This is a genomic window from Amycolatopsis sp. NPDC049159 (genome assembly GCF_040648295.1).
GTDB lineage: Bacteria > Actinomycetota > Actinomycetes > Mycobacteriales > Pseudonocardiaceae > Amycolatopsis > Amycolatopsis pretoriensis_A.
The window spans coordinates 40,261-63,279 of record NZ_JBEZDL010000041.1 but is presented as its reverse complement, the minus strand read 5'-3'; the positions used below and the strand labels follow the sequence as shown (position 1 = coordinate 63,279).

Below are 23,019 nucleotides of genomic sequence, written 5' to 3'. Positions count from 1 at the left end.
ACCACGCCCGGGCGGGGGGGGGGGGCGGGCCCCCCCCCCCCCCCCCGCCCCACGGCAGCTCAACGGAATTCGTGCACGACCTCGATCGGGCCGGCCAGGTGCGCGTTGAACTCGGCGAGCTCCTCCGCCGGCACCCACAACTCCAGGATCGTCCTGCCGCCGGCCTGCTGGACCGGATAGCGCTCGAGGAACTCCGACTCGACCCGGAAGCGGGTGACGTAGCCGACCCCGTGGTGCGGCACGTTCCAATCGCGGGCGATCTTGATCGCGTACTCCTCGTTGAGCACGGGGTAGAAGATCGGTTGCTCGGGCAGCCGGGGCGGCCAAGCGCGCCAGCCGGATTCCCGGAGGAGCTCCAGTTCCTCCGGACCGGTCGGCCGCCACAGCACAGTGGTCGGCACTACCTCCTCCTGAACCACCGTGCACCCCTTCGCACTCCGTCGTTTCACCGGCGCCGGAGCCTAGCGAGACGGCCGGCCTCGCCACCAGCCGATTTCCGGCGATCTCGGGTCGCCCGATCACCCTCGCCGGCGCGGGTCCACCGCGTCAGGTGACCGGTCCGCCCCGGATCCCTGGCTATGATCCTGCGCATGGTGACACCACACCGGGGCTGATCCCGCGTATCGTCTGGTGACCAACTGCTTAGTAGGCTCGCGGGCACGAGCCCGCTTCTCAACGACGAGGAGGTCCCCCGTGACCGATTCCCCTTCCCGTGTCGCCGTGGTCACCGGTGCCGGCCGCGGTATTGGTGCCGCTGTGGCCGCGCGGCTGGCCGAGGACGGCTTCGCCGTCGGGCTGCTGGATCTGGACGAGGCCGGCGTCAAGCAGGGCGCCGAGGCGATCGTCGCGAAGGGTGGCAAGGCCGTCGGTGTCGCGCTGGACGTCAGTGACGCCGAGCAGGTCGAGGCGGCCGTCGGGCGGGTGGCCGACGAGCTCGGGCCGCCCGTCGTGCTGGTCAACAACGCCGGCATCACCCGGGACAACCTGATCTTCAAGATGACCGAGCAGGACTGGGACTCCGTGCTCGGCGTGCACCTCAAGGGGTCGTTCCTGATGACCCGCGCGGTGCAGAAGCACATGACGCAGGAGAAGTACGGCCGGATCGTCAACCTGTCGAGCACGTCGGCGCTGGGCAACCGCGGGCAGGTCAACTACTCCGCCGCCAAGGCCGGCATGCAGGGGTTCACCAAGACCCTCGCCATCGAGCTGGGCAAGTTCAACGTCACCGCGAACGCGATCGCGCCGGGGTTCATCGCCACCGACATGACCGCCGCGACCGCCGAGCGGATCGGCATGAGCTTCGAAGACTTCAAGGCCGCCGCCGCGTCGCAGATCCCGGTGCAGCGCGTCGGCACGCCCGAGGACATCGCCAACCTGACGTCGTTCCTGGTCAGCGAGGGGGCCGGGTTCGTGTCCGGCCAGGTCATCTACGTCGCCGGCGGACCGAAGGACTGAGGCCGAGATGCGGGAGTTCCAGAACCTCGACGAGTTCGCCGCCGCGGTCGGCGAGCACCTCGGGTACAGCGAGTGGCTGACCGTCACGCAGGACCGGGTGAACCAGTTCGCCGACGCCACCGACGACCACCAGTGGATCCACGTCGACGAGCCGATGGCGGCCGCCGGCCCGTTCGGCGGCACGATCGCACACGGCTTCCTGACGCTTTCGCTGCTCTCGGCGTTCGGCCCGAAGATCTACAAGGTCAACGGCATCAAGATGGGCATCAACTACGGCCTCAACAAGGTGCGCTTCCCGCAGCCGGTGAAGGTCGGCTCGAAGGTGCGCGCCGGTGCCGAACTGGCGGAGATCACCGACATCCCGGGCGGCAAGCAGGCGGTGTCGAAGTGGACGGTCGAGATCGACGGCGAGGCGAAGCCCGCTTGCGTCGCCGAATGGGTGACGCGGTTCCTCGCGTGACGCCCCCGGGAAGCGTCACTTTCGTAGGGAAAGTGACGCTTCCCGGTGCTCTCTGTACGTCATACCGACTAGTCGGTATGCTCCCCCGCAGAACGCTTGAGGAGGCACGATGAGCCGCACCGACCCGCCGGGTCTCGACCTGGGCCGCCTGCGCGCCCACCTGGACGCGCACCGGCCGGGCCTGGTCGCCGGGGAGCTGACCGCGGACGTCGTGGAGGGCGGCCGGTCGAACCTCACCTACGTGGTCGGCGACGGCCGCTCGCGCTGGGTGGTCCGCCGCCCGCCGCTCGGGCACGTGCTGCCCACCGCGCACGACATGACCCGCGAGTTCCGGGTGATCTCGGGCCTGCGCGACACCGCGGTGCCGGTGCCCGAGGCGATCCTGCTCTGCGAGGACGCGGACGTCGTCGGCGCGCAGTTCTACGTCATGAGCTTCGTCGAGGGCACGCCCTACCGGACCGCCGACGAGCTCGCGAAGCTCGGCGAGCAGCGCACGCGGGCGATCGCCGACGCGCTGGTCGACACGCTCGTCGACCTGCACGCCGTCGACCCGGCCGACGTCGGGCTCGCCGATTTCGGCCGCCCTGAGGGCTTCCTCGAGCGACAGCTGCGGCGGTGGAAGAAGCAGCTCGACGCCTCCCGCAGTCGCGACCTGCCCGGCATCGAAGAGCTGCACGACCGGCTCGCCGTAGCGGTGCCGGTGTCCGGCAAGCCGTCGATCATCCACGGCGATTACCGGCTCGACAACGTCCTCGTCGACACCGGCGACGACATCTCCGCGGTGCTCGACTGGGAGATGTCGACGCTGGGCGACCCGCTCACCGACCTCGCGCTGCTGGTGGCCTACGCCGAGCGCGACAAGGTGTCGCTGCAGTTCGTCTCCAACGCCAGTTCGGCGCCGGGTTACCCGACGACCGACGAGGTCGTGGTCCGCTACGCCGAGCGCTCGGGCCGGGACGTCTCGCAGCTGAACTGGTACGTCAGCTTCGCGTTCTTCAAGCTGGCCGTGATCCTGGAAGGCATCCACTACCGCCACAGCAAGGGCCAGACGGTCGGCGCGGGCTTCGAGGGCGTCGGGGCCGGTGTCCCGCTGCTCATCTCGCACGGCAACGAGATTCTCAAAGAGGAGAAGTAAATGGACTTCGCGTTCGACGAGAAGACCGAGGAGCTGCGCGGAAAGCTCCTCGAGTTCATGGATTCGCACGTCTACCCCGCCGAGCCCGTGTTCGAGCAGCAGCTCGCCGAACGCGAAGACCCCTGGGCCATCCCGCCGGTCATGGACGAGCTCAAGGCCGAGGCGCGCAAGCGCGGCCTGTGGAACTTCTTCCTGCCCGGTGACCACGGCGCCGGCCTGACGAACCTGCAGTACGCGCCGCTGGCCGAGATCACCGGCCGCAGCATCCGGCTGGCGCCGACCGCGCTCAACTGCGCCGCACCGGACACCGGGAACATGGAAGTGCTGGCCATGTTCGGCAACGAGCAGCAGCAGAAGCAGTGGCTGGAACCGTTGCTGGCCGGGGAGATCCGCTCCGCGTTCGCGATGACCGAGCCGGACGTCGCCTCCTCCGACGCCCGCAACATCGAGACCGCGATCCGGCGCGACGGCGACGAGTACGTCGTCAACGGCCGCAAGTGGTACATCTCCGGCGCGATGAACCCCGCGTGCCAGATCTTCATCGTGATGGGCAAGACGGACCCGGAAGCCGCGCCGCACAAGCAGCAGAGCATGATCCTGATCCCGCGCGACACCCCGGGCCTGACGGTCAAACGCGGCATGCACGTCTTCGGCTACGACGACAGCGACCACGGCGGGCACGCCGAGGTGATCTTCGAAAACGTCCGCGTGCCGGTCGAAAACCTCATCGCCGGCGAGGGCGACGGCTTCGCGATCGCCCAGGCCCGCCTCGGCCCGGGCCGGATCCACCACTGCATGCGCGCCATCGGCATGGCCGAGCGCGCGCTGGAGCTCATGTGCCGCCGCGCGATCTCGCGCGAGGCGTTCGGCAAGCCGATCGCGCAGCAGGGCGTCGTGCAGGACTGGATCGCCGAGTCGCGGGTGAAGATCGAGCAGCAGCGGCTCCTGGTGCTGAAGACCGCGTGGCTGATGGACACCGTCGGCAACCAGGGCGCGCACACCGAGATCCAGGCGATCAAGATCTCCACCCCGATCACCGTCGAGTGGATCCTCGACAAGGCCGTGCAGGTGCACGGCGCTGGCGGCGTCAGCCAGGACTTCCCGCTGGCCGCGATGTGGGCCGGCAACCGCACGCTGCGGCTGGCCGACGGGCCGGACGAGGTCCACAAGCGCTCGCTGGCCCGCCGTGAACTGAAGAAGTACCTCTCGGAGGGCGCGAAGTGACTGTCACCGCCGAAGACCTGACCCGTCAGGCGACCGAGTTCCTGGCCGCGCACGACCCGGCCACGACGGACCGGATGGACTTCCTGCGGGCCCGGTTCGACGCCGGGCTCGCCTGGATCCACTTCCCCGCCGGCCTCGGCGGGCAGAACGCGCCGCGCGCGCTGCAGTCCGTTGTGGACGGTGTGTTCGCCGACGCGGGCGCGCCGGACAACAACCCGCGCCGGATCGGCATCGGCCTCGGCATGGCCGCGCCGACCATCCTCGCCTTCGGCACGCCGGAGCAGCGCGAGCGCTTCCTGCGTCCACTGTGGACCGGCGACGAGGTGTGGTGCCAGCTGTTCTCCGAGCCGGGCGCCGGTTCCGACCTCGCCGCGCTGGGCACCCGCGCCGTCCGCGACGGCGACGACTGGATCGTCACCGGGCAGAAGGTCTGGACGTCGGGCGCGCACGAGTCGCAGTGGGCGATCCTGGTCACCCGCACCGACCCGGACGTGCCGAAGCACCAGGGCATGACGTACTTCCTGTGCGACATGACCGCACCCGGCGTCGAGGTCCGGCCGCTGCGCCAGATCACCGGCGAGGCCGAGTTCAACGAGGTCTTCCTGACCGAGGTCCGGATCCCGGACACCCAGCGCCTCGGCGCGGTCGGCGAGGGCTGGAAGGTCGCGCAGACGACGCTGATGAACGAGCGCGTCGCGATCGGCGGGCACGTCCAGCCGCGTGAAGGCGGGCTCATCGGGATCGTCGCGAAGACGTGGCGCGAGCGGCCCGAGCTGCGCACCCCGGAGCTGCGTGACCGGCTCGTGCAGCGCTGGGTCGAGGCCGAAACGCTGCGGCTGGCCGGCACCCGGCTGCGCCAGCAGCTGACGGCGGGCGCGCCCGGCCCGGAGGGTTCGGCCATGAAGGTCGCGTTCTCGGAGCTGAACCAGGCGCTCACCGGCCTGGAGGTCGAGCTGCTCGGCGAAGAGGGCCTGGCCTACGACGACTGGTCGTTCCGGCGCCCGGCGATCGTCGACTTCACCGGCCGCGAAGCCGGCTACCGCTACCTGCGCGCGAAGGGGAACTCCATCGAGGGCGGCACCTCGGAGGTCCTGCGCAACATCATCGCCGAGCGCGTGCTGGGGCTGCCCTCGGAGCCGCGTGTCGACAAGGACGTCGCCTGGAAGGACCTCCCCCGATGACTGACCTGCTGTACTCGGACGTCGAGGAAGACCTGCGGGCTTCGGTCCGGGACCTGCTGAAGGACAAGGCCGGCGCCGAGGCGTTGCTGGCGCGGATCGAGACGGCCGAGGGTTACGACCTGAAACTGTGGCGCACGCTGGCCGACGAGGTCGGCGTGGCCGGGCTGGCGGTACCCGAGGAGCTGGGCGGGCACGGCGCGTCGGCCCGCGAGGTCGCCGTGGTGGCCGAGGAACTGGGCCGCAGCGTGGCGCCGGTGCCGTTCCTGGGCAGCGTGGTGCTGGCGACGACGGCGCTGGTGGCCGTCGGCGCCCGCGAGTTCGTCGGCAAGCTCGCGGCGGGGCAGGCGATCGGCGCGCTGGCCGTGCCGCTGACGACGGCGCCGGGCGCGGGCTTCCCGTCGTCGGTGACCGCGTCCGCCGCCGGAACGCTGAGCGGGCGGGTCGGCACGGTGGCGGACGCGTCGGTGGCGGACCTGCTCGTCGTCCCGGCCGCCGGCCCGGACGGCCCCGCGCTGTACGTCGTCGAGGCTTCGGCGGCGACGGTGTCGGAGCTGACGTCGTTCGACCTGACCCGGCGCGTGGCCGACGTGTCGCTTGCGGACGCGCCGGCGGTGCTGGTGGCTTCGGGACCGGACGCGGCCGCGGCGCTGGAGCAGGCGTTGCTGTTCGGGGCGGGCATCCTCGCGTCGGAGCAGACGGGCGTCGCCGAGTGGGCGTTGACGGAGACGGTGGCCTACCTCAAGGGCCGCTACCAGTTCGGCCGCCCGGTCGGCGGGTTCCAGTCGCTGAAGCACCGGCTGGCGAACCTGTACACGGACCTGGTGCTGGCCCGCGCGACGGCCCGCAACGCGGCGGACGCGCTCGCCACGGGCACCGACGTGCCGATCGCGGTGGCGGTCGCCCAGGCCCGCAACGCGCCGATCGCGGTGAAGGCCGTCGAAGAGGCGATCCAGCTGCACGGCGGCATCGGGATGACGTGGGAGCACCCGGCGCACCTGTACCTCAAGCGCGCCAAGGCGGACGAGCTGGCGCTGGGCACGCCCGGCCGGCACCGCGCCCGCCTGGCGGACCTGGTGAACCTGCCCGCCTGACCCCCGTTCGTGAAGGCCACCCCGGTTCCTCGAGGTGGCCTTCACGGCGTCAGCTGGTAGAAACGGGCTGACCGATTTCCGCCGTTCCCGGGAGCGCGATGACCACCAGCCCGGCCGGCTCGGTGGAATCCCAGCTCCGCGCCTCGGTCGCCCAGTTCGCCGGCCCCGCCCGGGCCGTCGCGACCGGGATCGTCGGCGTCTTCGGCGTCGTGGCCACCCCCGGCGGCGCGCTCCCGCTCGCGTTCGCCCTGCTCGCGCTGACGTTCGGCGCGGGCGTCGCCGACGTCCTCGCCGGGCGGCGCACGTCGTTCGCGTTGTCCGTGCTGCGCGCGGGTGCGGTGTGCGCCGCCCAGCCGTGGCTCACGTCGGTGCCCGGCGAGGCGAGCCTGTGGGCGGTCAACGTCCTGACGATCACGGCGATCACGTGGCAGTGGGAGCACCCGCCGCGGCTCACCGGGCCGGCGCTGGTGGCGCTGCTCGTGGTCGGAGCCATCGCGGGCCTCGGCGCGTGGCTGCCGGTGGTGCCGCGAGTGGTGGTGGAGACGGTGCTGGCCCGCCTCGCGTACGTCCTCCTGAGCCGAGCGGCCGCCCGCACCGACGCGGCCCGCGCGGAACAGGCGGCGGTCGAGCAGGCGGAGGCCCTCAGCCGCGACCGGCGGCGGCGCGAACGTGAGTACCTGGCCCTCCTGCACGACACGGCTTCGGCGACGTTCCTGGCGGTGGCTTCAGGCGCGACGACCGACCCGTCGGCGGTGGCGGGCTACGCGGCCCACGACCTGGCGATCTTGACCGGCGGGGAGGGTCCGGTCGACCTCGAAGCCGGGTTGCGCATGGTGTCTTCGGGGCGCGCGCTGCGGGTGGAGGCGGTGTGGGAGGAGGTCCCGCAGGTCCCGGCCGCGGCGGCGCTCGCCCTGGTGCGGGCAGCGGAGGAGGCGCTCCGCAACGCGGAGCGGCACTCGGGCGCGTCGTCGGTCGCGGTGCGCCTGGCGCCGACGCCCGGTGGCGTGGAGGTGACGGTGGCGGACGCCGGCGTCGGGTTCGCCCCGGCGGAGGTCCCGTTGTCCCGCCGGGGCGTGCGGGGGTCGGTGGTGGAACGGATGCGCGCGGCCGGAGGGACGGCGGAGGTCACTTCGCGGCCGGGCGAGGGAACGACGGTGACGCTGAGGTGGTGCCGCGAGGCATCGGCTTGTCCTGCGAATGCTGCGGCTTCGAGGCGGCCCCATGGCTGAACCCACCGGCCGGTTCGCCGCAGCCGCCACCGGACCAGCGATCCGGCCGACCACGAGCGCCCCGGCCCAGCCCGCCCCGACCGCCGTTCGGCACCGAAGCAGCAGCCTGCCCTGGCAACGTAGCGAGCCCATGTCTCAACCCGCCAAACGGCTCGCTGCGACCGCCGGACCAGCGATTAAGCGTGCAGATGTGTGGCGGCCGGATGCCTGACACGCCAGCCGAGCCGACCGGCGCCGCCTCGGCGAAGCGGCTCCCCGCCGCAACGCCGCCCGAACCAGCCGCCCGGCCGGGGAAGCTCCCAGCCGAGCCCACCGGCGCTGCCCCGCCAAAGCAGCCCGGCGACGCCACCGAACCCGCCACTCGGCCAGCCCGCACGAGGTCGGGTCAGCTTCCAGCCGAACCCACCAGCGCTACACCACCTCAGCCTGGCGCCGCCACGCCGCCCGAACCCGCCACCCAGCCAAGCCCCACCCGACCAACCAAACCCACTCCGCCAACGCAGCCCAGCGCCACAGCACCGCCCGAACCCGCCGCCGCGTCCACCCCGCCGGGGCGGCCGGCCGAACCCGCGGTCCGGCTTGCCGCTGCCATCCGGATCGTCCTGCTCGGGGTCACCGCCGTCATCCAGCCCGGTCTCGGGCTCGCTCCCCTGCTGCGTCACCAGTCCGCCTACCGGCCGCCCCTCGCCGCGGATCTCGCGTTCCTCGTCCTCGCCGGCGTCACCGTGACCTGTGCCTGGTGGGTGCTGCGCCGGAAGCCCCTCCCCCTGGCGGTTTCCGTCGTCGGCACCCTCGTCGTCCTCGCCGCCTCCTCCGTCGCGACCGCCGCGCTGCCGCCCGACTCCTTCTTCCGCGAACCGCACTGGTCGTTCGGGCTCGTCGGGTGGCACCTGCTCGTCCTGCTCGCCGACCGCCTGCCCGCGTTGCTGACCGCGCTCGCGCTGCACGTCGGGGCCAGTGTTGCCCAGTTCCTGGTCGCCGGGCCCGTTGCGCGGACCGAGTTCGGGGATGCCGCCATCGTGCTGTTCGGCGTGACCGTCTTCCAGGTCGCCGTCGCCGGGCTGTTCGGGTTGCTCGACCGGCGCTCGAACGAAGCCTCCGCCGCGGCCGCCGAACGGGATCGGCTCGCCACCCGGGCCGCCGTTGCCGCGCAGGCCGGGGAGGCGCTGCGGACCGGGTTCGCCGAGCAGCTCGGGGCGACCCTGCCGTTGCTGGCCGGGCTCGCCGACGGGACCGTCGACCCCCGCACGGCCGAAGCGCGCGCCCGGTGCGGGCTGGCCGCCGCGCAGCTGCGGCGGCTCTTCGCCGAGAACGACGACGTGCCCGATCCGCTCGTCCACGAGGTCACCGCCTGCCTCGACGTCGCCGAGCGGCGCGGGGTCGCGGTGGCGCTCGCCGTCAGCGGGGATCCCGTCGACGTGCCGGCGCCCGCGCGGCGGGAGCTGACCGGGCCCGTGCTCACCGCGCTGGCCGCTGCCCGGACGCGCGCCCGGGTGAGCGTGCTGCGGACGCCCGAACTGGTCCGCGTCGCGGTCGTCGCGGACGGCACCTCCGAATTCAGCGGATCGGCGGCGGTCCCCGTCGCGTCCCATTCGCGAGACGGACAGACCTGGATGGAGGCGCGGTGGCGACCCGAGTGACGGCCGTCGTGGTCGACGACCACCCGGCGGTGCGCGCCGGCGTGGCGTACTGGCTGGCCGCCGGCGACCCGCCGATCGACGTCGTCGCGGACGGCGAAGACGTCAAGGCCGCTTGGCTGGGCGCGGGCGCGGCCGCCGACGTGGTCATCTTCGACCTGCACCTGGGCGGCCCCGCCCCGGCGTTCGGCGACCTGCGGCGGCTCGCCGAAGCCGGGCGCCGGGTCGTCGTCTACTCGATGCGCGCGGACGACGACGTCGCCCTGCAGTGCCTCGAGCTCGGCGCGCTGTGCTACCTGACGAAGGCCGAGGGCGCCGACCACCTGGTGGAGGCGACGCGGGCGGCGGCGCAGGACCGGCCGTACACGCCGCCGTCGCTGGCCGGGGCGCTCGCCGGGGACCGGTCGGAGGCGCGGCCGGCGCTGTCGGCGCGGGAAGCCGAGGTGCTCGTCGAATGGTTCCAGTCCGAGTCGAAGGAGTTCGTCGCGCACCGGCTCGGGATCTCGGCCAGCACGGTGAACTCGCACCTCGAGCGGATCCGCGTCAAGTACGCGCGCATCGGCCGCGAGGCGCCGACCAAGGCCGCGCTCGTCGCGCGCGCCATCCAGGACGGCCTGATCGGCGTCGACGATCTGTGACCTCCGTGTGGTGCGAACAGCCCACACCGGCGGCGCGGCGCGCGGGTTAGCGTCCCGCTGACGGAGCCGCGAGGGCACCCCGCCGGGTCGCCGCGACTGTCCTGGGGGCGGCCGCGGCGCTCCGGCTCCGCCCCGCCGGAACCCGTCCGGCGGGTTGTTCGAGGAGATCCATGAAGCACGTCCGCACCACCGCCCTGCTCGCCGCCGCCTTCTTCCTTTCCGCGTGCGGTAGCGAGTCCGGCCAAGCGGTGCCCGCCACCCCGACCGAGACCCCGGCGGCCCCCACGTCGGCCTCCCCCGAGTCGTCGCCGACGGCTGCCGCCGCGCCGGTGGGCGACGTCACCAAGCCGGGCACCGAACTCAAGCTCGGCGAGCGCGCGGTGGTCCCGTTCAAGTACGGCACGACCAAGTCCGGCACCATCGCGATCACCGTGACGGCGATCGACAAGGGCGCCAACGCCGACCTCGCGAAGTACGGCGACAAGGCGAAGGGCATCACGCCGTTCTACCTGCGCGCGACGGTCGAGAACGTCGACGGCGCCGACCTGTCCTACGCCTCGGTGAGCCTGCGCGCCCTCGGCGCCGACGGCCGCTCGACCGGCGTGATCATCACCGGCAGCACCGACGGCTGCAAGTCCGCCACCGCGGGCAAGGACTTCACGACGGCGGGCGCGAAGTTCGAGACCTGCACCCTCCAGGGCGCCCGCGAGGGCTCGGCGGTGGAAGCGGCGACGTTCGACAAGGGCGACGGCTACGACAAGTCCCCGGTGGTCTGGAAGAACTGACCACCCCCAGGCCACGGAATTTTCGCTCAGATGAGCGAAAATTCTGTGAGCCAGGCCACCCGGAAGGCAAAAGGGTGGCAAAAGTGCCCTTCTCCCCATGGCTCTCCCGGGCGGCCCGTTCTAGCCTGGCGCCATGGAATTCGCCGTCGCGTCGACGGGTGCGCTGGAAGAATTGACGATCGCCGTCGGGGATCGGCGGCACAGTGCGCTTGCGGCCGGGCCTGAACGCGGGGAGCTCGTGCTGTTCCTGCACGGGTGGCCCGAGTTCGCCGATGCCTGGACCGAGCAGCTGCACGCGCTCGGGGAGGCCGGTTACCGGGCCGTGGCCGTCGACCAGCGGGGGTACTCGGCCGGGGCGCGGCCGGACGGGGTCGAGCACTACACCCTCGATCAGCTGGTCGGGGACGCCCTCGCCTTCGCCGGCAGCCAGGGCGCCGAGCGGTTCCACCTGGTCGCCCGCGACTGGGGTGGCATGATCGCCTGGGCGCTGGCCACCTCGTACCCGGAGCGGCTGCGGTCCCTCACCGTGCTCTCCACGCCCCACCCCGCGGCGCTGCGGCGGGCGGCCGCGACCGACGACGGGCAGTTCCACGACCTCGGGTACATCCGGTTCTTCCGGCGCGGTGTCGGCAAAGCCGAGAAATACCTCTTACGCGACGAAGCCACGCAATTACGCGCTGTTTACAGCCGGCGGATTCCGGTCGAAATCGTCGAACGCTCGATCGCGCGCCTTTCCGAACCGGGCGCGCTGACCGCGACGCTGAATTGGTACCGCGGCGCCACCGACGACGATTTCGACATCCCGGCGGGCCGGATCACCGTGCCGACGCTCTACCTCTGGGGCCGCGAGGACCCCTACCTCGGCCAGAGCGCCGCCGAGCTGACCGTGCACCACATCGACGCCGAGTACCGGTTCCAGATCCTCGAGGGCGCGAGCCAGTGGATGGCGATGGAGGCCCCGGACGAGGTCATCGCCCTGCTGCTGGACCACGTCGGGCGGCACTGACCCGCAGCGCCCCGGTGTCGTCGAGGTCGGCGAGCAAGGCGGGCAGCCCGGTGGTGAGCATCCGGCGCCGGACCGCGCCGAGCAGCTTGGCCATGGCGAACCCGCCGAGGCCGGTGAAGCCGGTGTGGTGGTAGGTGAAGCGGGTCCCCGCCGGGTGGGTTCCAGCAGGTAGCGGACCTCGCTCGGCGGCTCCCCTTCGGCGCCGGCCCACGTGTAGCGCAGCAGTTCCCGCTCGCGGACCTCCAGCACCTCGCAGTCGACGATCCCGCGCCAGCCGGGCATCGGCTTGGCGACGAACCGGAAGTGGTTGCCGACCTCGGGCTCGAACCCGACCGCGCGGGCACCCTTCCCGGTCGACGTCCAGTGCGGGATCAGGTCCGGGTCGGTCATCGCACGCCAGACCTTCACGGGCGGGTGCGGGTAGTCGCGGACGATGTGGATCTCCGACACGAGGGCCTCCAAGAAAGTTCAGCAGCTATAAAATTAATGTAGCAGAACTTTTCGGGTGGCTGAAGTACAGTGATCAGGTGACGACCACCGAGACCGGCGGCCTGCGTGAACGCAAGAAGCGGGCGATGCGGCAGCAGCTGTCCGACACCGCCGCGCGGATGTTCCTCGAACGCGGCTTCGACGCCGTGCGCGTGGCCGACGTCGGCGAGGCGTGCGGTGTGTCCGAGAAGACCGTCTTCAACTACTTCCCGAGCAAGGAAGCCCTGCTCCTGGACCGGCTCGAGGCGACGGCCGACGCGATGCGCGCGCGCCTCGCGGACCCGGCGATCCCGCCGGTCGAGGCGATGCTGGCGGTCCTCGACGACGAACTGGACGGCCTCGTCGAGAACCTCGCCGCCGACGCCGAACCCGATCGGGCGCTGGCGCAGTACCGGCGGTTCGGCGACCTGATCCGCGACACCCCGTCGCTGCGCGCGTACCGGAGCGACGTCGCCGACCGGTTCGCCGACCTCACCGCCGAAGTGCTCGCCACCCGGACCGGCCGGCGCCCGGAGGACCCCGAACCCCAGATCGTCGCGGCCACCCTCGTCGGCCTGTGGCGGGTTCAGTTCCGCGCCCTGCGGACCCACCTGCGGCCCGGCGTTCCGCTGCCGGACGCGATCGACGCCGTCACCCGGGAAGTCCGCCGCGCCGCCCGGCTGGCCGAGACCGGGCTGGCCGGGTACGGGCGGCCCCACCCCGGTGCCCCGCCGCGGCAGCCCTAGCCGGTCTTGCGCACCAGCCCGGTGTAGCCGACCAGCGCGAGCGTGGCCAGCGCCCAGATCGCGGCCTGGACCGCCCAGATCGCCACGGTGAACACCTGGCCCGCGTCGAGGCCGGTGTTGAGGTCGCACCGGCCGCGCACCCCCGGCGACAGCGGCAGCCCGCGGTCCAGCCCGACGCCGATGAGCTCCACGGTCGTGCACCGCGTGCCGGCCGGGGCCGCGAAGTCCGCGACGCGCTCGGCGGCGTGGTGGCCGCCCTCCCCCACCTGGCCGGCCCAGAGGCCGAGCCCGCCGGCGGCGAGCACCGCGAGCAGCAACCGCCGCCGTGCGCCGCGCGCGGTAGCCGTAGCCCGCGAGGGCGCCCCACAGCCAGTGGAACCGCCGGGCCGGCCAGCCGCCGATCCCCTCGGGCGCCCACCGCTGGAGGTCGCGCTGCTGCGCGATGAGGACGTGCCGGGCGTTGCCGTCGTGCCCCGACGTCCGTTCCACCGCGGCCAGCCGCTGGTACGGACCGGGCCGGTAGACGGCGGTGTGCCACCGGATCAGGTGCAGCCACTCCTGCCAGGTGGCCGCGCCGAGCGCGCCGAAGCGGAACCCGTCGAGCTCGATCGTCCCCGGGTGCGGGCCGCGGACCGGTTTCGCGCAGACGACGTCGGCGGCGAGGAAGACCGCGCCCTCGACGACGGTGTCCTCCAGGCTCAGGAGGGTCCCTTCGCCGGTGTGGGCGAGTTCGGCGCCGAGGAGACTCAGCTGGCCGGTGACGTGCGCGCCGACCAGCTGGACGGTCGCATCGTCCCCGGCACCGGTGGCCCGGATCCCGTTCAGTGACAGGCTTTCCGCCACCCGGCAGCGGTCGGCCTGCAACGCCGGGCCGGCGTCGTTCGTGATCTCGGCGTCGTCGAAGGTGACCTGGCCGTCGATCCGCACCCCGGACAGGCTCACCGCGGCCCACCCGGCCGAGCCGGTCGCCTTCAGGCCGGTGCAGTCGAGGTAGTTCCCCACGCGCGAGGCGTCCGCGAGGAAAGCGGGTCCGGACGCGTTGGCCAGTTCGACGCCGTCGAGCAGGAGCTGGCCGGTGATCTGGGTGCCGTGCAGCCGGATCGCGCCCTCTTCGCCGGCACCGGCGGCCTCCGCGCCCGACAGGGCGAGGTTGCCGCCGACGTGCAGGCCGTCGGCGTACAGCGCCGGGCTGGCGTCGTTGGTGAGCTTCGCACCCTCGAGGTCCACCCGGCCGCCGATCCGGGCGCCGAGCAGCCGGATCGTGCCCGGTTCCCCGGACCCCTCCGCGGTCAGCTGGTTGGCGCGGAAGTTGCCGTCGACGCCGAGCCGGTCGCCGCTCAGCGCCGCCCCGGTGTCGTTGGCCAGCTCGGCGCCGTCGAGGTAGAGGTTGCCGGCCACGTGCGCGCTGAGCAGGCAGAGCGCGCCGTACTCCCCCGACGCCCGCGCCTTCAGGCCGTCGGCGTGGAAGCTGTCGCCGACCCGGATGCCGTCGGCGCTCAGCCCCCGGCCGCGGCGGTTGACGACCACCGCGGCGCCGGCGTTGAACTGGCCCTCGATCCGCGCCCCGAGCAGGCTGATCGCCGCGTCTTCGGCGGTTGCGAGCGCGGTGACGCCGTCGAGCCGCAGGTCACCGGCGTGCAGCCGGTCGGCCTCGAGCGCGGGACCGGTCTCATTGGTCAGCACGGCGTCGGTGAAATCGGCTTCGCCGCCGATCCGGGCGCCGATCAGGCGGAGTGCCCCCTCTTCGCCGGCCCCGGTGATCTTCGCCGAGGTCAGCCACACGTCGCCGGCCGCCTCGAGCCCGTCGGCGTGCAGCGCGGGCCCGCCGGCGTTGGTGAGCACGGCGTCGTCGAAGACGACCTGGCCGGTGACGTTCGCGCGGAGCAGGCGGACCGCGCCCAGCTCGCCGTCGCCCGCCGCGCGCAGGCCCGCGCACCGCAGGTCGGCGCACGCCAGCCCGTCGAGGTACACCGCGGGCCCGTCTTCGCTGGTCACCTCGGCGTCGCCCAGGTACACACGGCCGCCGACCCGGGCGTCCCGCAGGCAGATCGCGCCGAACTCCCCGGAGCCGGTCGCGCGCACACCGGTGAGGCGCAGGTCGTGGCCGATCCGGACGCCGTCGCCGTCGAACCCGGCGATCCGGCTGCCGGACAGGTCCAGCCACGGGAGCCCGGCCCGCCGCACGCTGACCGGGTTCACGACCACGCAGCCGGTCATGGCGAGGCCGGTCCCGGACTCGACGAGGTCCAGGTTCAGCGTCCCGGCGATCCGGGCGCCCTCGACGCGCACGCCCAGCGGGTCCAGCGGGCCGCGGCGGCCGAGCAGCAGCTCCCGCAGCACCTCGGCCCGGACGGGCGCGTCCGGCGTCGCCACGTCGCCGCGCCGGGCGGCCTCGATCAGCTCGCGCTCGGCCGGCGTCAGCTTGCCGAGCACGGGCAGCGGCGGGAAATCGGTCACCGCACCAATCAACCAGGCGGGCGCAACGCGGCCAGCAGCAGGTCCGCGTAGTGGTCGCCGATCTGACGGGCGGTCAGCGAACCGCCGCGCCGGTACCACGAACCCAGGTGGTGCACCGAGCCGAAGAAGAAGTCGACGACGACGTCGGCCGGCTTGTCCGCGCGGAACTCCCCCGACGCCTGGCCCTCTTCGACCAGGCCGCGGAAGCGCTCGTGGTACTTGCGGCGCTCGGCGCGCACCGCCTTGCGCTTGTCCGGGGACAGCTGGTGCATGGACTGCAGGAAGATCGTGTTGTCGTCGAGGTTGTCGATGCTGGACACGACGACGTCGGACGCGGCGGCGGCGAGCCGTTCCCGCAGCGGCGCACCGGAGTCGGCGACGCTCTCCAGCTGCCGGGTCTGCTCGCGCAGGACGCGGGCGTAGATCTCGTAGAGCAGGTCGTCCTTGGAGTCGAAGTAGTGGTACATCGCGCCCTTGGTGACGCCCGCGGCCTCGACGATCTCCTGGACGGACGTGCGGTCGAAGCCCTTCTTGGCGAACAGCTTCGTGGCGTGCTCCAGCAGCCGCCGGGGCACGGCCGCCTGGTCGTCGCCCGTCGCCTCGCCCGGCTTCCGGGTGCTTGCTCGGGTCACCGCGCACCCCCTTCTCGAATCCGACGCACCAGGATAACGGCTCAGGACTCCCGGGCCAGGAACCGCCGGGGATTGTCCACGAGCATCGTCGTGATGTCCGTTTCGGACACCCCGCGCTCCCGCAGCGCGGGCAGCACGTCCCGGGTGATGTGCAGGTAGTGCCAGTTCGGCGTGAGCGCGGGCAGCTGCTCGGCGGGCAGCCAGTCGATGTAGCAGGACGCGTCGTGCGAAAGCACCATGCTGCCCGCGTAGCCGCGTTCGCACATCGCCGCGACGGTGTTCACCCGTTCCTCGAACGGCAGCAGCAGGTCCAGGCCGAACCGGTCCATGCCGAGCAGCGACCCGCGGTCGGCGAGCTCGGTCAGGTAGCCGAGGTCCGTCGAGTCCCCGGAGTGCCCGATCAGCACCCGGCTCAGGTCGACGCCCTCGTCCTCGAAGATGTTCTGCTGCTCCAGCCCGCGCCGCGTGCCGGCGTGCGTGTGGGTCATGATCGGCGTGCCGGTCTCGGCGTGCGCCTTCGCCACCGCGCGCAGTACGCGTTCGACGCCGGGCGTGACGCCGGGTTCGTCGGTGGCGCACTTGAGGAGCCCGGCTTTGACGCCGGTACCCGAGATCCCGTCCCGGATGTCCCCGACGAACATCCCGACGAGCGGGTCCTCGCCCTGCAGCAGCGTGCCGGGCCCGCGGAAGTGCAGGTAGTGCGGCACGTCGTTGTAGGTGTAGAGCCCGGTCGCGACGACGATGTTGACCTCGACCTCGGCGGCGACCCGCTGCACGCGCGGGATGTACCGGCCGAGCCCGATCACCGTCGGGTCGACGATCGTGTCGATCCCCGCGTCCTTCAGCTCCTTGAGCCGCCGGATCGCTTCGGGAACGTGCTCGTCTTCGCGGAACCCTTCGTGTTCCGGGTAGTTCTGGACGAATTCCGGGCTGAGCACGAAGAGGTGCTCGTGCATGAGCACCCGGCCCAGCGCTTCCGGCGCGATCGCGCCGCGGGCGGTCTCGACCATCAGCCCCTCGCTCGCAGTTCGCGGCGGAGGATCTTGCCGCTGGTGGTCTTCGGGAGTTCGTCGAGCACCACGACGGTGCGCGGGTACTTGTAGGCGGCGAGCCGTTCCTTGCACCACGCCACGAGTTCCGCCGGATCGGCGGCGACCCCCGGTGCTGGGCTGACGTACGCCTTGACGGTTTCGCCGCGGTATTCGTCGGCGATCCCGACGACGGCGGCTTCGCGGACGGCCGGGTGCGTGTAGAGGACGTCTTCGACCTCGCGCGGCCAGACCTTGAAGCCCGACGCGTTGATCATGTCCTTCTTGCGGTCGACGACGTAGACCCAGCCGCGCTCGTCCATGAACCCGATGTCGCCGGTGAGCAGCCGTCCGCCCGGCAACGCCTCCGCGGTGGCGTCCGGCCGGTTCCAGTAGCCGGAGACGACCATCGGGCCTTCGACGGCGATCTCGCCCGGCTGCCCGAACGGCAGCTCTTCGCCGTTCTCGCCGAGGATCCGGACGATCGTGTCCGGCACCGGCAGGCCGATCGAGATGGTGCCGGACGCCGGGTCGATCGGCGCTTCGAGGGTGCCGGGGACGACGACGCAGCCCGCGGTGGTCTCGGTGAGGCCGTAGCCGTTGTGGATGTAGTGCCCGGTTTTCGCACGGAACGCCTCGACGACGGCGGGCGGCAGCGCGGCGCCGCCGGAGTACAGCAGCGCGAAGGAGGTGAAGTGGTCGCGGCTGAACGACGGGTGGGCCATCAGTGCCATGTACGCCGTGGACGGCCCGACCGTGTATGACGGCCGGTGCTCCAGGAAGGCGTCGAGCACGACCCCGGCGTCGAAGCGGTAGGCCAGCGCGAGGGTGCCCTCGATGTCGATCGCGGAGCCGACTTCGCAGACCATGCCGGTGATGTGGAACAGCGGCGCGAGCCCGAACAGCGTCGAGCCGGCCGGGAGCCCGCTGAACGAGCCGAGCCCGGCGGCGTTGGTGCCGATGTTGCCGTGCGTGTTGGTGGCCCCCTTCGGCGTGCCGCTGGTGCCGGAGGTGTAGCTGATCAGCGCGGTGTCGTCGAGCGCGAAGGCGGGTTCCGGCGGCTTCGGGCCCGGGGTGTTCGCGGCTTCGAGGAGTTCGGTGGCGCCCGGCGTCTCCTCCTTCTCGACCTTCGCCAGCACGCGCTCGTCGTCGCGGGTCTGGAACTCGAGTTCGCTGGTGGTGAGCGAGATTTCGACGGCGCTGCCTTCGACGGTCTTCGCGATGTAGGCGTTCCAGCCGCGCTGCGAGCAGACGATCGCCTTGACGCCGGCGTCGGTGAGCACGTGGGTGAGCTCGCGCTCGCGGTACATCGGGTTGACCGGGACGACGATCCCGCCGGCCTTCCACGCGCCCAGCAGCGCGATCACGAACTGCGGGATGTTCTGCAGCACCAGGGCGAGCCGGTCGCCGCGGGCGAAGCCGTTGCGGGTCAGGTACCGCGCGACGCCGTCGGAGAGCTCGTCCAGCTCCCGGTAGCTCAGCCGCGCGTCGAAGTACGCGATCGCCGCCCGGTCGGGGACGTGGTCCGCGGCGCGGCGGAACGTCTCGGGCAGGGTCGTCGGCTTCGCCGGACCCGCGTCCCGCACCCGCTCGTCGTAGCTCGCGAGCCAGGGCTTCGCGTCGTACCAGCTCATCCAGTGACCTCCTTTGGACACCGACCGGTCGGTATGCCGACGCTAGGAGGCGACGGCGGCCACGTCAAGACCCGGCTTTCGCGGAATCGCACAAGCCGCCTTTCACCGATTCACACGTACCCCGGTTCGGAATGGTTCAGCATCTCCCCGTTTTCCTTTTCACACTGGACAAATCCCTGCTGGAGCCGCCACGATGACCTTCGCGGCCCAGTCGGCCGCGCCATTCGGAACAACCGCGCGCTGCCCGTGTGGACCCTCTCTGTTCACGCTAACTTGGAGTGATTCATGCCTGCTACCGGTGGACGGCACCGCCTCTCGCGGCGGACGAAGATCGCGACGGCGGCCCTCGGCCTCGGCATCGCGGCGGGAGCACTGGTGATCGCGACGACCGTCGGCGACCCCGGCGCCGCCAACGCGGCCTCAGGTGGGCAGATCAGCTGCCCGGACGTCGCGAGCCGGCTCCCGGCGATCCCGGCCCAGGCGCAAGCCGAGGTCCAGCGCAACCTCCAGCTGCTGAACACGCAGCTTTCCGAAGCCAACAACCGCCTCGTCACGACCGCGGGCCAGGGCGGCCCCAACTTCGTGCAGAACGCGATCCTCGGCCCGCTGCAGGACAAACGTGCGTCGACGATCGACCGGATCGCCATCGCCATCGGCCGCCAGGGCGAGAAACCCCAGAACCTGGGCGGTTTGGCGGCGTGCTCCCTGGGCGGGCAGTCCGGCTCCGGGGCGGCTTCGTCGCAGGCACCGGCCCCGGCACCCGCCCAGAACACCGCGGCCGCCGGCCAGATCAGCTGCCCGGACGTGGAAAGCCGCCTCCCGGCGATCCCCGCGCAGGCCCAGGCCGAGGTCCAGCGCAACCTCGACCTGCTGGACACCCAGATCGCCGAGGCCAACAACCGCCTCGTCACGAGCGCGGGCGAAGGCGGCCCGAACTTCGTCCAGAACGCGATCCTCGGCCCGCTCGAAGACAAACGCGTCGCGACGATCAACCGCATCGCCACGGCGATCGGCCGCAACGCGGCAAAACCCCAGGGCCTCGACGCACTGGCCCCCTGCACCCGCTGACGCGGTCGTGAGTGGGAAACAGTGTTCTAACCCTGTTTCCCACTCACGAGCGTGCTGATGCGGAGGAAGGCGGTCGCGGTCATCGTCAGCCGGACTTCCGTGGTCACCACGGGGGCGAACTCGAGCGTCGTCGGGTCGTTCGAGCCGCTCCCCCACGTGATCCGCAGGTCCCGCACCGGCTCCCAGCCCCGCGCGGTGCGGACGGCGACCTCGGCCGCCGACGGCAGCGCGTGCTTCGGATCGACGACGAACCGGGCGGTGAGCGCGCTGATCCGCCGGGCCGCGGGCCAGGCCAGCGACACCCAGTCCCGCGCCCGCGGCCGGCTCACCGCGGGCAGCGTCGCGGTCGCCGGCTTGACGGAGGAGTTCGACCAGCCGGTGGCCGGGTCGCCGTCCAGCATCGCCGTCGGCAGCGTGTCCGGCGCGCCCGAGTAACTCGCGTCGGCCGCCGGCACCACCACCGGAACCCGTGACTCCACGGCCCGCGCCCCGGGCCCGTTGCGCTGCCCGAGACCGGTGCCCGGCAAGGTGATCCGGCCGGACGCCAGCCCCGGCGCGGACGCCGTCACCGTGATCGGGCCGCGGCCGCCCGTCGCCGCGATCACCGCCACCGCCTGGCCCTTGAACGCGGGGATCGTGGGCTGCTGGTAGCTCTGGGCCAGCTCTTGCCTGCCGTTGTCCACGCCGGCCACCCGCCCCGGGCCTTGGACGGCGAACCGCAGCACCGGTTCGCCGCCGGGCACGACGACGCCGTGTGCGTCCACGACGGACCCCGTCACGAACGCCATCGCCCCGTTCTCGCCCCGATCCGGTGCGGTCAGGGTGATCGCGCGTGCCGGACCGGCCGTGACGACCCGGTCGCGGGCCACCTCACGGCCACCCTCGCGGGCGATCGCGGTCAGCGTGCCGGGCTCGAACGGCACCGTCCACGTCAGGTGCAGCTTGCCGGAGCTGCCCTGGGGACTGGTGTAACTGCCCGAGGGGTCGTTCTTGTCGTCACCGACCGGCTCGGTCGTCTCCAGGTACGGCCGTCCGTCCACAGTGGTCTTGTGCGTGAACTTCTTGACACCCAGGGAACGGCCGTTGAGCACCAGCTCGACGGTGTCCACAGTGGAGTAGACCCACACCGCGACCGGTTCGCCCGGCCGGTGCCCGGTCCAGTCCCCCGGCACCAGGTGCACCATCGGCCCGGCCGTCCACTGGCTGCGGAAGAGGTGGAAGGCGTCCTTCGGCAGGCCCGCGCTGTCGATCGCGCCGAAGAACGACGTCTTGACCGGGAAGACGTCGTACGGCGTCGGCTCGCCGAGGTAGTCCTGCCCGGCCCAGAGGAACTGGCCCTGGCAGAACTTCCGGTCCCGGTCCTTCTTCAGCGAGTACTCGCCGCTGAAGGTCCACGAGGCCAGGTTGTTGTCGTAGGACGACGTCGCCCGCTTGCCCGGCGTGTGGTTCTCGCCGGTGTTGAGCAGGTCCGGGTCCTGGTACACCCCGCGCGTCGAGGTCTCCGACGACGATTCCGACTCGAAGAAGAACTTGTCCGGGTACGCCGCGTGCAGCCCGTCGATCGACTGGGCGGTGTTGTAGTTGACGCCGAGACCGTCGAGCTGCCGCAGGATCAGGTCCTGCGGCGAACCCGGCGCGGGCACGCTCCGGTAGCGGTCGGACCCCATGATCACCGGCCGGGTCGGGTCGATCGCCCGGACCGCGGCGATCAGGCCCGCCGCGATGGCCGGGCCGCCCGCCATCGACGCGTCCGGCACCTCGTTGCCGATCGACCACAGCACGACCGACGGCGAGTTCTTGGCCGCGTGCACCATTTCCGCGATGTCGCGCCCGCTCCACGCGTCGAAGTCGCGGTGGTAGTCGAACTCGACCTTGCCGGTGCGCCAGCAGTCGAACGCCTCGACCATCATCAGGATCCCGAGCCGGTCGCAGACCGCCACCAGCCGCGGGTCGGGCGGGTTGTGCGCGGTCCGCAGCGCGTTGACGCCCATCGCCAGCACCAGCCGCAGCTGGTGCTCCAGCGCGGCCTCGTCGACCACCGCGCCGAGCGCGCCCTGCGACGCGTGCAGGTTGACCCCGCGCAGCTTCATCGGCACGCCGTTGAGCGAAAACCCGTCGTCCGGGTGGAACGCGAAGTGGCGGAAGCCGAAGCTCGTGCTCGTCGTGTCGGCCACCCGCCCGGCCAGGACGACGTCGGTGCGCACCCGGTACAGCGAAGGCCGCCCGGTCGACCACAGCCGCGGATCGGCCACGGACCCCGTGGTGACCGCCGTGACCGTCCGCCCGGCGGGCAGCGCCACGGTCGCCGAGCCGGTCGCCACCACCCGGCCCGCCGGGTCGGTGACCGTCGTGCGCACCTCGGCCGCCACCGCGGCGGCGGAGTCGTTGGCGACGTCCGTGGCCACCCGCACGGTCCCCCGGCCGGCGGCGATGTCGGGGGTGGTGACGAACGTGCCGTGCCGGGCGACGTGCACCGGCTCGGTCACGACCAGCCGGACGCGGCGGTAGATGCCGCTGCCCGAGTACCAGCGGCTGCTGGGCAGCGGGTTCACCGCCCGCACGGCCAGGACGTTCGGTGTCCGGCCGTCGGTGTGCAGCTTGCCGGTGAGGTCGAAGGCGAACCCGGTGTAGGCGTACGGGTGGTTGCCGAGCAGCTCGCCGTTGAGGTGGACGTGCGCGTCCGAATAGACGCCGTCGAATTCGACCGACACGCGCTTGCCGCCGAGCGACGGCGCCACGGTGAACGTCCGGCGGTACCAGCCGAGGCCGCCGCGGAAGAAGCCGGACGCGCTGCTAGTGCCGCCCCGCTCGGTCGGCGCGAGCTCGATGCTCCAGTCGTGCGGGACGTCGACGGCCTGCCACGCCGCATCGTCGAAACCGGGCTCCGCGGCGTGGGCGAAGCGGCCGTCCGGGTCGGTGACCCCGTCGGGGTTGGCCAGTGCGAACCGCCAGCCGGTGCCGAGGTCGGTGCTCCGCCCGGTGATCGCGAGGTCCGGCCGGGTCAGCGCCTCGGCGGCCCTGGCGACCGGCGCGAACGCGGAGGTGACGACGGCGGCACCGGCCCCGCCCAGCACCAGGCGTCGGCTCGGTCGCGGCGAGTTCGGCATGGGAGAGTCCCTTCCGGCGGCAGCACTGACGGGCGGAA

The 23,019-nt window shown here is 72.4% G+C and carries 20 protein-coding genes and 2 pseudogenes; 15 read left to right on the top strand and 7 right to left on the bottom strand.

Annotation, left to right across the window (positions count from 1 at the left end; genetic code table 11):
• Window positions 1-59: 59 nt before the first annotated feature.
• Window positions 60-401: a hypothetical protein gene (locus tag AB0B33_RS44915; protein WP_360783823.1), complete on the bottom strand. Its 342-nt coding sequence runs from the start codon at window positions 399-401 to the stop codon at window positions 60-62.
• 292 nt (window positions 402-693) lie between these two features.
• Between AB0B33_RS44915 and fabG the strand changes: the two genes are divergently transcribed.
• From fabG to AB0B33_RS44860, 11 genes are all read left to right on the top strand, one after another.
• Window positions 694-1,455, top strand: coding sequence for a 3-oxoacyl-ACP reductase FabG (gene fabG / locus AB0B33_RS44910; RefSeq protein ID WP_247024499.1), 762 nt, complete (start codon window positions 694-696; stop codon window positions 1,453-1,455).
• Between the two features lie 7 nt (window positions 1,456-1,462).
• Window positions 1,463-1,915 carry a MaoC family dehydratase gene (locus AB0B33_RS44905; protein WP_247024500.1) on the top strand — a complete coding sequence of 151 codons (453 nt, stop codon included), beginning with the start codon at window positions 1,463-1,465 and terminating at the stop codon, window positions 1,913-1,915.
• A 109-nt stretch (window positions 1,916-2,024) separates the two neighbouring features.
• Window positions 2,025-3,050 carry a phosphotransferase family protein gene (locus AB0B33_RS44900; RefSeq protein WP_360783819.1) on the top strand — a complete coding sequence of 342 codons (1,026 nt, stop codon included), beginning with the start codon at window positions 2,025-2,027 and terminating at the stop codon, window positions 3,048-3,050.
• On the top strand, window positions 3,051-4,274 hold the full coding sequence (locus AB0B33_RS44895; protein ID WP_360783816.1) for an acyl-CoA dehydrogenase family protein: 1,224 nt from the start codon (window positions 3,051-3,053) through the stop codon (window positions 4,272-4,274).
• The gene (locus tag AB0B33_RS44890) at window positions 4,271-5,455 is read left to right on the top strand and encodes an acyl-CoA dehydrogenase family protein (protein ID WP_360783813.1); all 1,185 of its coding nucleotides are present in this window, start codon (window positions 4,271-4,273) and stop codon (window positions 5,453-5,455) included. The genes AB0B33_RS44895 and AB0B33_RS44890 overlap by 4 nt, the downstream gene beginning before the upstream one ends.
• On the top strand, window positions 5,452-6,546 hold the full coding sequence (locus AB0B33_RS44885) for an acyl-CoA dehydrogenase family protein (RefSeq protein ID WP_360783810.1): 1,095 nt from the start codon (window positions 5,452-5,454) through the stop codon (window positions 6,544-6,546). The genes AB0B33_RS44890 and AB0B33_RS44885 overlap by 4 nt, the downstream gene beginning before the upstream one ends.
• Window positions 6,547-6,644: 98 nt before the next feature.
• The gene (locus tag AB0B33_RS44880; protein WP_360783807.1) at window positions 6,645-7,775 is read left to right on the top strand and encodes an ATP-binding protein; all 1,131 of its coding nucleotides are present in this window, start codon (window positions 6,645-6,647) and stop codon (window positions 7,773-7,775) included.
• Window positions 7,776-8,500: 725 nt separating this feature from the next.
• Complete coding sequence (locus AB0B33_RS44875) at window positions 8,501-9,415, top strand: hypothetical protein (RefSeq protein WP_360783804.1); 915 nt, start codon at window positions 8,501-8,503, stop codon at window positions 9,413-9,415.
• Window positions 9,400-10,050: a response regulator transcription factor gene (locus AB0B33_RS44870; protein ID WP_360783801.1), complete on the top strand. Its 651-nt coding sequence runs from the start codon at window positions 9,400-9,402 to the stop codon at window positions 10,048-10,050. The genes AB0B33_RS44875 and AB0B33_RS44870 overlap by 16 nt, the downstream gene beginning before the upstream one ends.
• Before the next feature lie 170 nt (window positions 10,051-10,220).
• A complete protein-coding gene (locus AB0B33_RS44865; protein ID WP_360783798.1) occupies window positions 10,221-10,835 on the top strand; it encodes a hypothetical protein in 615 nt (204 codons plus the stop codon).
• A 133-nt stretch (window positions 10,836-10,968) separates the two neighbouring features.
• Window positions 10,969-11,841, top strand: coding sequence for an alpha/beta hydrolase (locus tag AB0B33_RS44860; RefSeq protein WP_360783795.1), 873 nt, complete (start codon window positions 10,969-10,971; stop codon window positions 11,839-11,841).
• A 207-nt stretch (window positions 11,842-12,048) separates the two neighbouring features.
• On the opposite strand, the pseudogene AB0B33_RS44855 reads toward AB0B33_RS44860, so the two are convergent.
• Window positions 12,049-12,231, bottom strand: a pseudogene (locus AB0B33_RS44855) (SRPBCC domain-containing protein); the annotation flags it as partial.
• 185 nt (window positions 12,232-12,416) lie between these two features.
• Between AB0B33_RS44855 and AB0B33_RS44850 the strand changes: the two are divergent.
• Window positions 12,417-13,055 carry a TetR family transcriptional regulator gene (locus AB0B33_RS44850; protein WP_360783833.1) on the top strand — a complete coding sequence of 213 codons (639 nt, stop codon included), beginning with the start codon at window positions 12,417-12,419 and terminating at the stop codon, window positions 13,053-13,055.
• On the opposite strand, the gene AB0B33_RS44845 is transcribed toward AB0B33_RS44850, so the two are convergent.
• The gene (locus AB0B33_RS44845) at window positions 13,052-13,372 is read right to left on the bottom strand and encodes a hypothetical protein (protein ID WP_360783792.1); all 321 of its coding nucleotides are present in this window, start codon (window positions 13,370-13,372) and stop codon (window positions 13,052-13,054) included. The two genes, AB0B33_RS44850 and AB0B33_RS44845, sit on opposite strands and share 4 nt — an antisense overlap.
• Window positions 13,373-13,427: 55 nt before the next feature.
• Here AB0B33_RS44845 and AB0B33_RS44840 point away from each other — a divergent pair, with 55 nt between their 5' ends.
• Both AB0B33_RS44840 and AB0B33_RS44835 read left to right on the top strand, forming a co-directional pair.
• Entirely contained in the window at window positions 13,428-13,883 is a 456-nt protein-coding gene (locus AB0B33_RS44840) for a hypothetical protein (RefSeq protein WP_360783789.1), read from the top strand.
• A 261-nt stretch (window positions 13,884-14,144) separates the two neighbouring features.
• The gene (locus AB0B33_RS44835) at window positions 14,145-15,563 is read left to right on the top strand and encodes a hypothetical protein (protein ID WP_360783786.1); all 1,419 of its coding nucleotides are present in this window, start codon (window positions 14,145-14,147) and stop codon (window positions 15,561-15,563) included.
• On the opposite strand, the gene AB0B33_RS44830 is transcribed toward AB0B33_RS44835, so the two are convergent.
• The 3 genes and pseudogenes from AB0B33_RS44830 to AB0B33_RS44820 all read right to left on the bottom strand — a co-directional run bounded on the left by AB0B33_RS44830 (window position 15,521) and on the right by AB0B33_RS44820 (window position 18,806).
• Window positions 15,521-16,144, bottom strand: coding sequence for a TetR/AcrR family transcriptional regulator (locus tag AB0B33_RS44830; protein ID WP_247024512.1), 624 nt, complete (start codon window positions 16,142-16,144; stop codon window positions 15,521-15,523). The genes AB0B33_RS44835 and AB0B33_RS44830 overlap by 43 nt on opposite strands.
• Window positions 16,145-16,165: 21 nt before the next feature.
• Window positions 16,166-17,154, bottom strand: a pseudogene (locus AB0B33_RS44825) (phosphotriesterase-related protein); the annotation flags it as partial.
• Complete coding sequence (locus AB0B33_RS44820; protein ID WP_360783783.1) at window positions 17,154-18,806, bottom strand: AMP-binding protein; 1,653 nt, start codon at window positions 18,804-18,806, stop codon at window positions 17,154-17,156. The pseudogene AB0B33_RS44825 and the gene AB0B33_RS44820, both read right to left, overlap by 1 nt.
• 285 nt (window positions 18,807-19,091) lie before the next feature.
• Here AB0B33_RS44820 and AB0B33_RS44815 point away from each other — a divergent pair, with 285 nt between their 5' ends.
• A complete protein-coding gene (locus AB0B33_RS44815) occupies window positions 19,092-19,874 on the top strand; it encodes a hypothetical protein (RefSeq protein ID WP_360783780.1) in 783 nt (260 codons plus the stop codon).
• A gap of 26 nt (window positions 19,875-19,900) precedes the next feature.
• Here AB0B33_RS44815 and AB0B33_RS44810 read toward each other — a convergent pair whose 3' ends face one another.
• Window positions 19,901-22,981 carry a glycoside hydrolase family 2 TIM barrel-domain containing protein gene (locus AB0B33_RS44810; protein ID WP_360783777.1) on the bottom strand — a complete coding sequence of 1,027 codons (3,081 nt, stop codon included), beginning with the start codon at window positions 22,979-22,981 and terminating at the stop codon, window positions 19,901-19,903.
• Window positions 22,982-23,019 lie beyond the last annotated feature (38 nt).

Bases quoted from the DNA above. Each gene is read 5' to 3' on its own strand.
- AB0B33_RS44880 (WP_360783807.1), top strand. From the start codon at position 6,645: ATGACCACCAGCCCGGCCGGCTCGGTGGAATCCCAGCTCCGCGCCTCG.
- AB0B33_RS44865 (WP_360783798.1), top strand. From the start codon at position 10,221: ATGAAGCACGTCCGCACCACCGCCCTGCTCGCCGCCGCCTTCTTCCTT.
- AB0B33_RS44810 (WP_360783777.1), bottom strand. From the start codon at position 22,981: ATGCCGAACTCGCCGCGACCGAGCCGACGCCTGGTGCTGGGCGGGGCC.
- AB0B33_RS44895 (WP_360783816.1), top strand. From the start codon at position 3,051: ATGGACTTCGCGTTCGACGAGAAGACCGAGGAGCTGCGCGGAAAGCTC.
- AB0B33_RS44815 (WP_360783780.1), top strand. From the start codon at position 19,092: ATGCCTGCTACCGGTGGACGGCACCGCCTCTCGCGGCGGACGAAGATC.
- AB0B33_RS44900 (WP_360783819.1), top strand. From the start codon at position 2,025: ATGAGCCGCACCGACCCGCCGGGTCTCGACCTGGGCCGCCTGCGCGCC.
- AB0B33_RS44885 (WP_360783810.1), top strand. From the start codon at position 5,452: ATGACTGACCTGCTGTACTCGGACGTCGAGGAAGACCTGCGGGCTTCG.
- AB0B33_RS44860 (WP_360783795.1), top strand. From the start codon at position 10,969: ATGGAATTCGCCGTCGCGTCGACGGGTGCGCTGGAAGAATTGACGATC.
- AB0B33_RS44850 (WP_360783833.1), top strand. From the start codon at position 12,417: ATGCGGCAGCAGCTGTCCGACACCGCCGCGCGGATGTTCCTCGAACGC.
- AB0B33_RS44905 (WP_247024500.1), top strand. From the start codon at position 1,463: ATGCGGGAGTTCCAGAACCTCGACGAGTTCGCCGCCGCGGTCGGCGAG.
- AB0B33_RS44820 (WP_360783783.1), bottom strand. From the start codon at position 18,806: ATGAGCTGGTACGACGCGAAGCCCTGGCTCGCGAGCTACGACGAGCGG.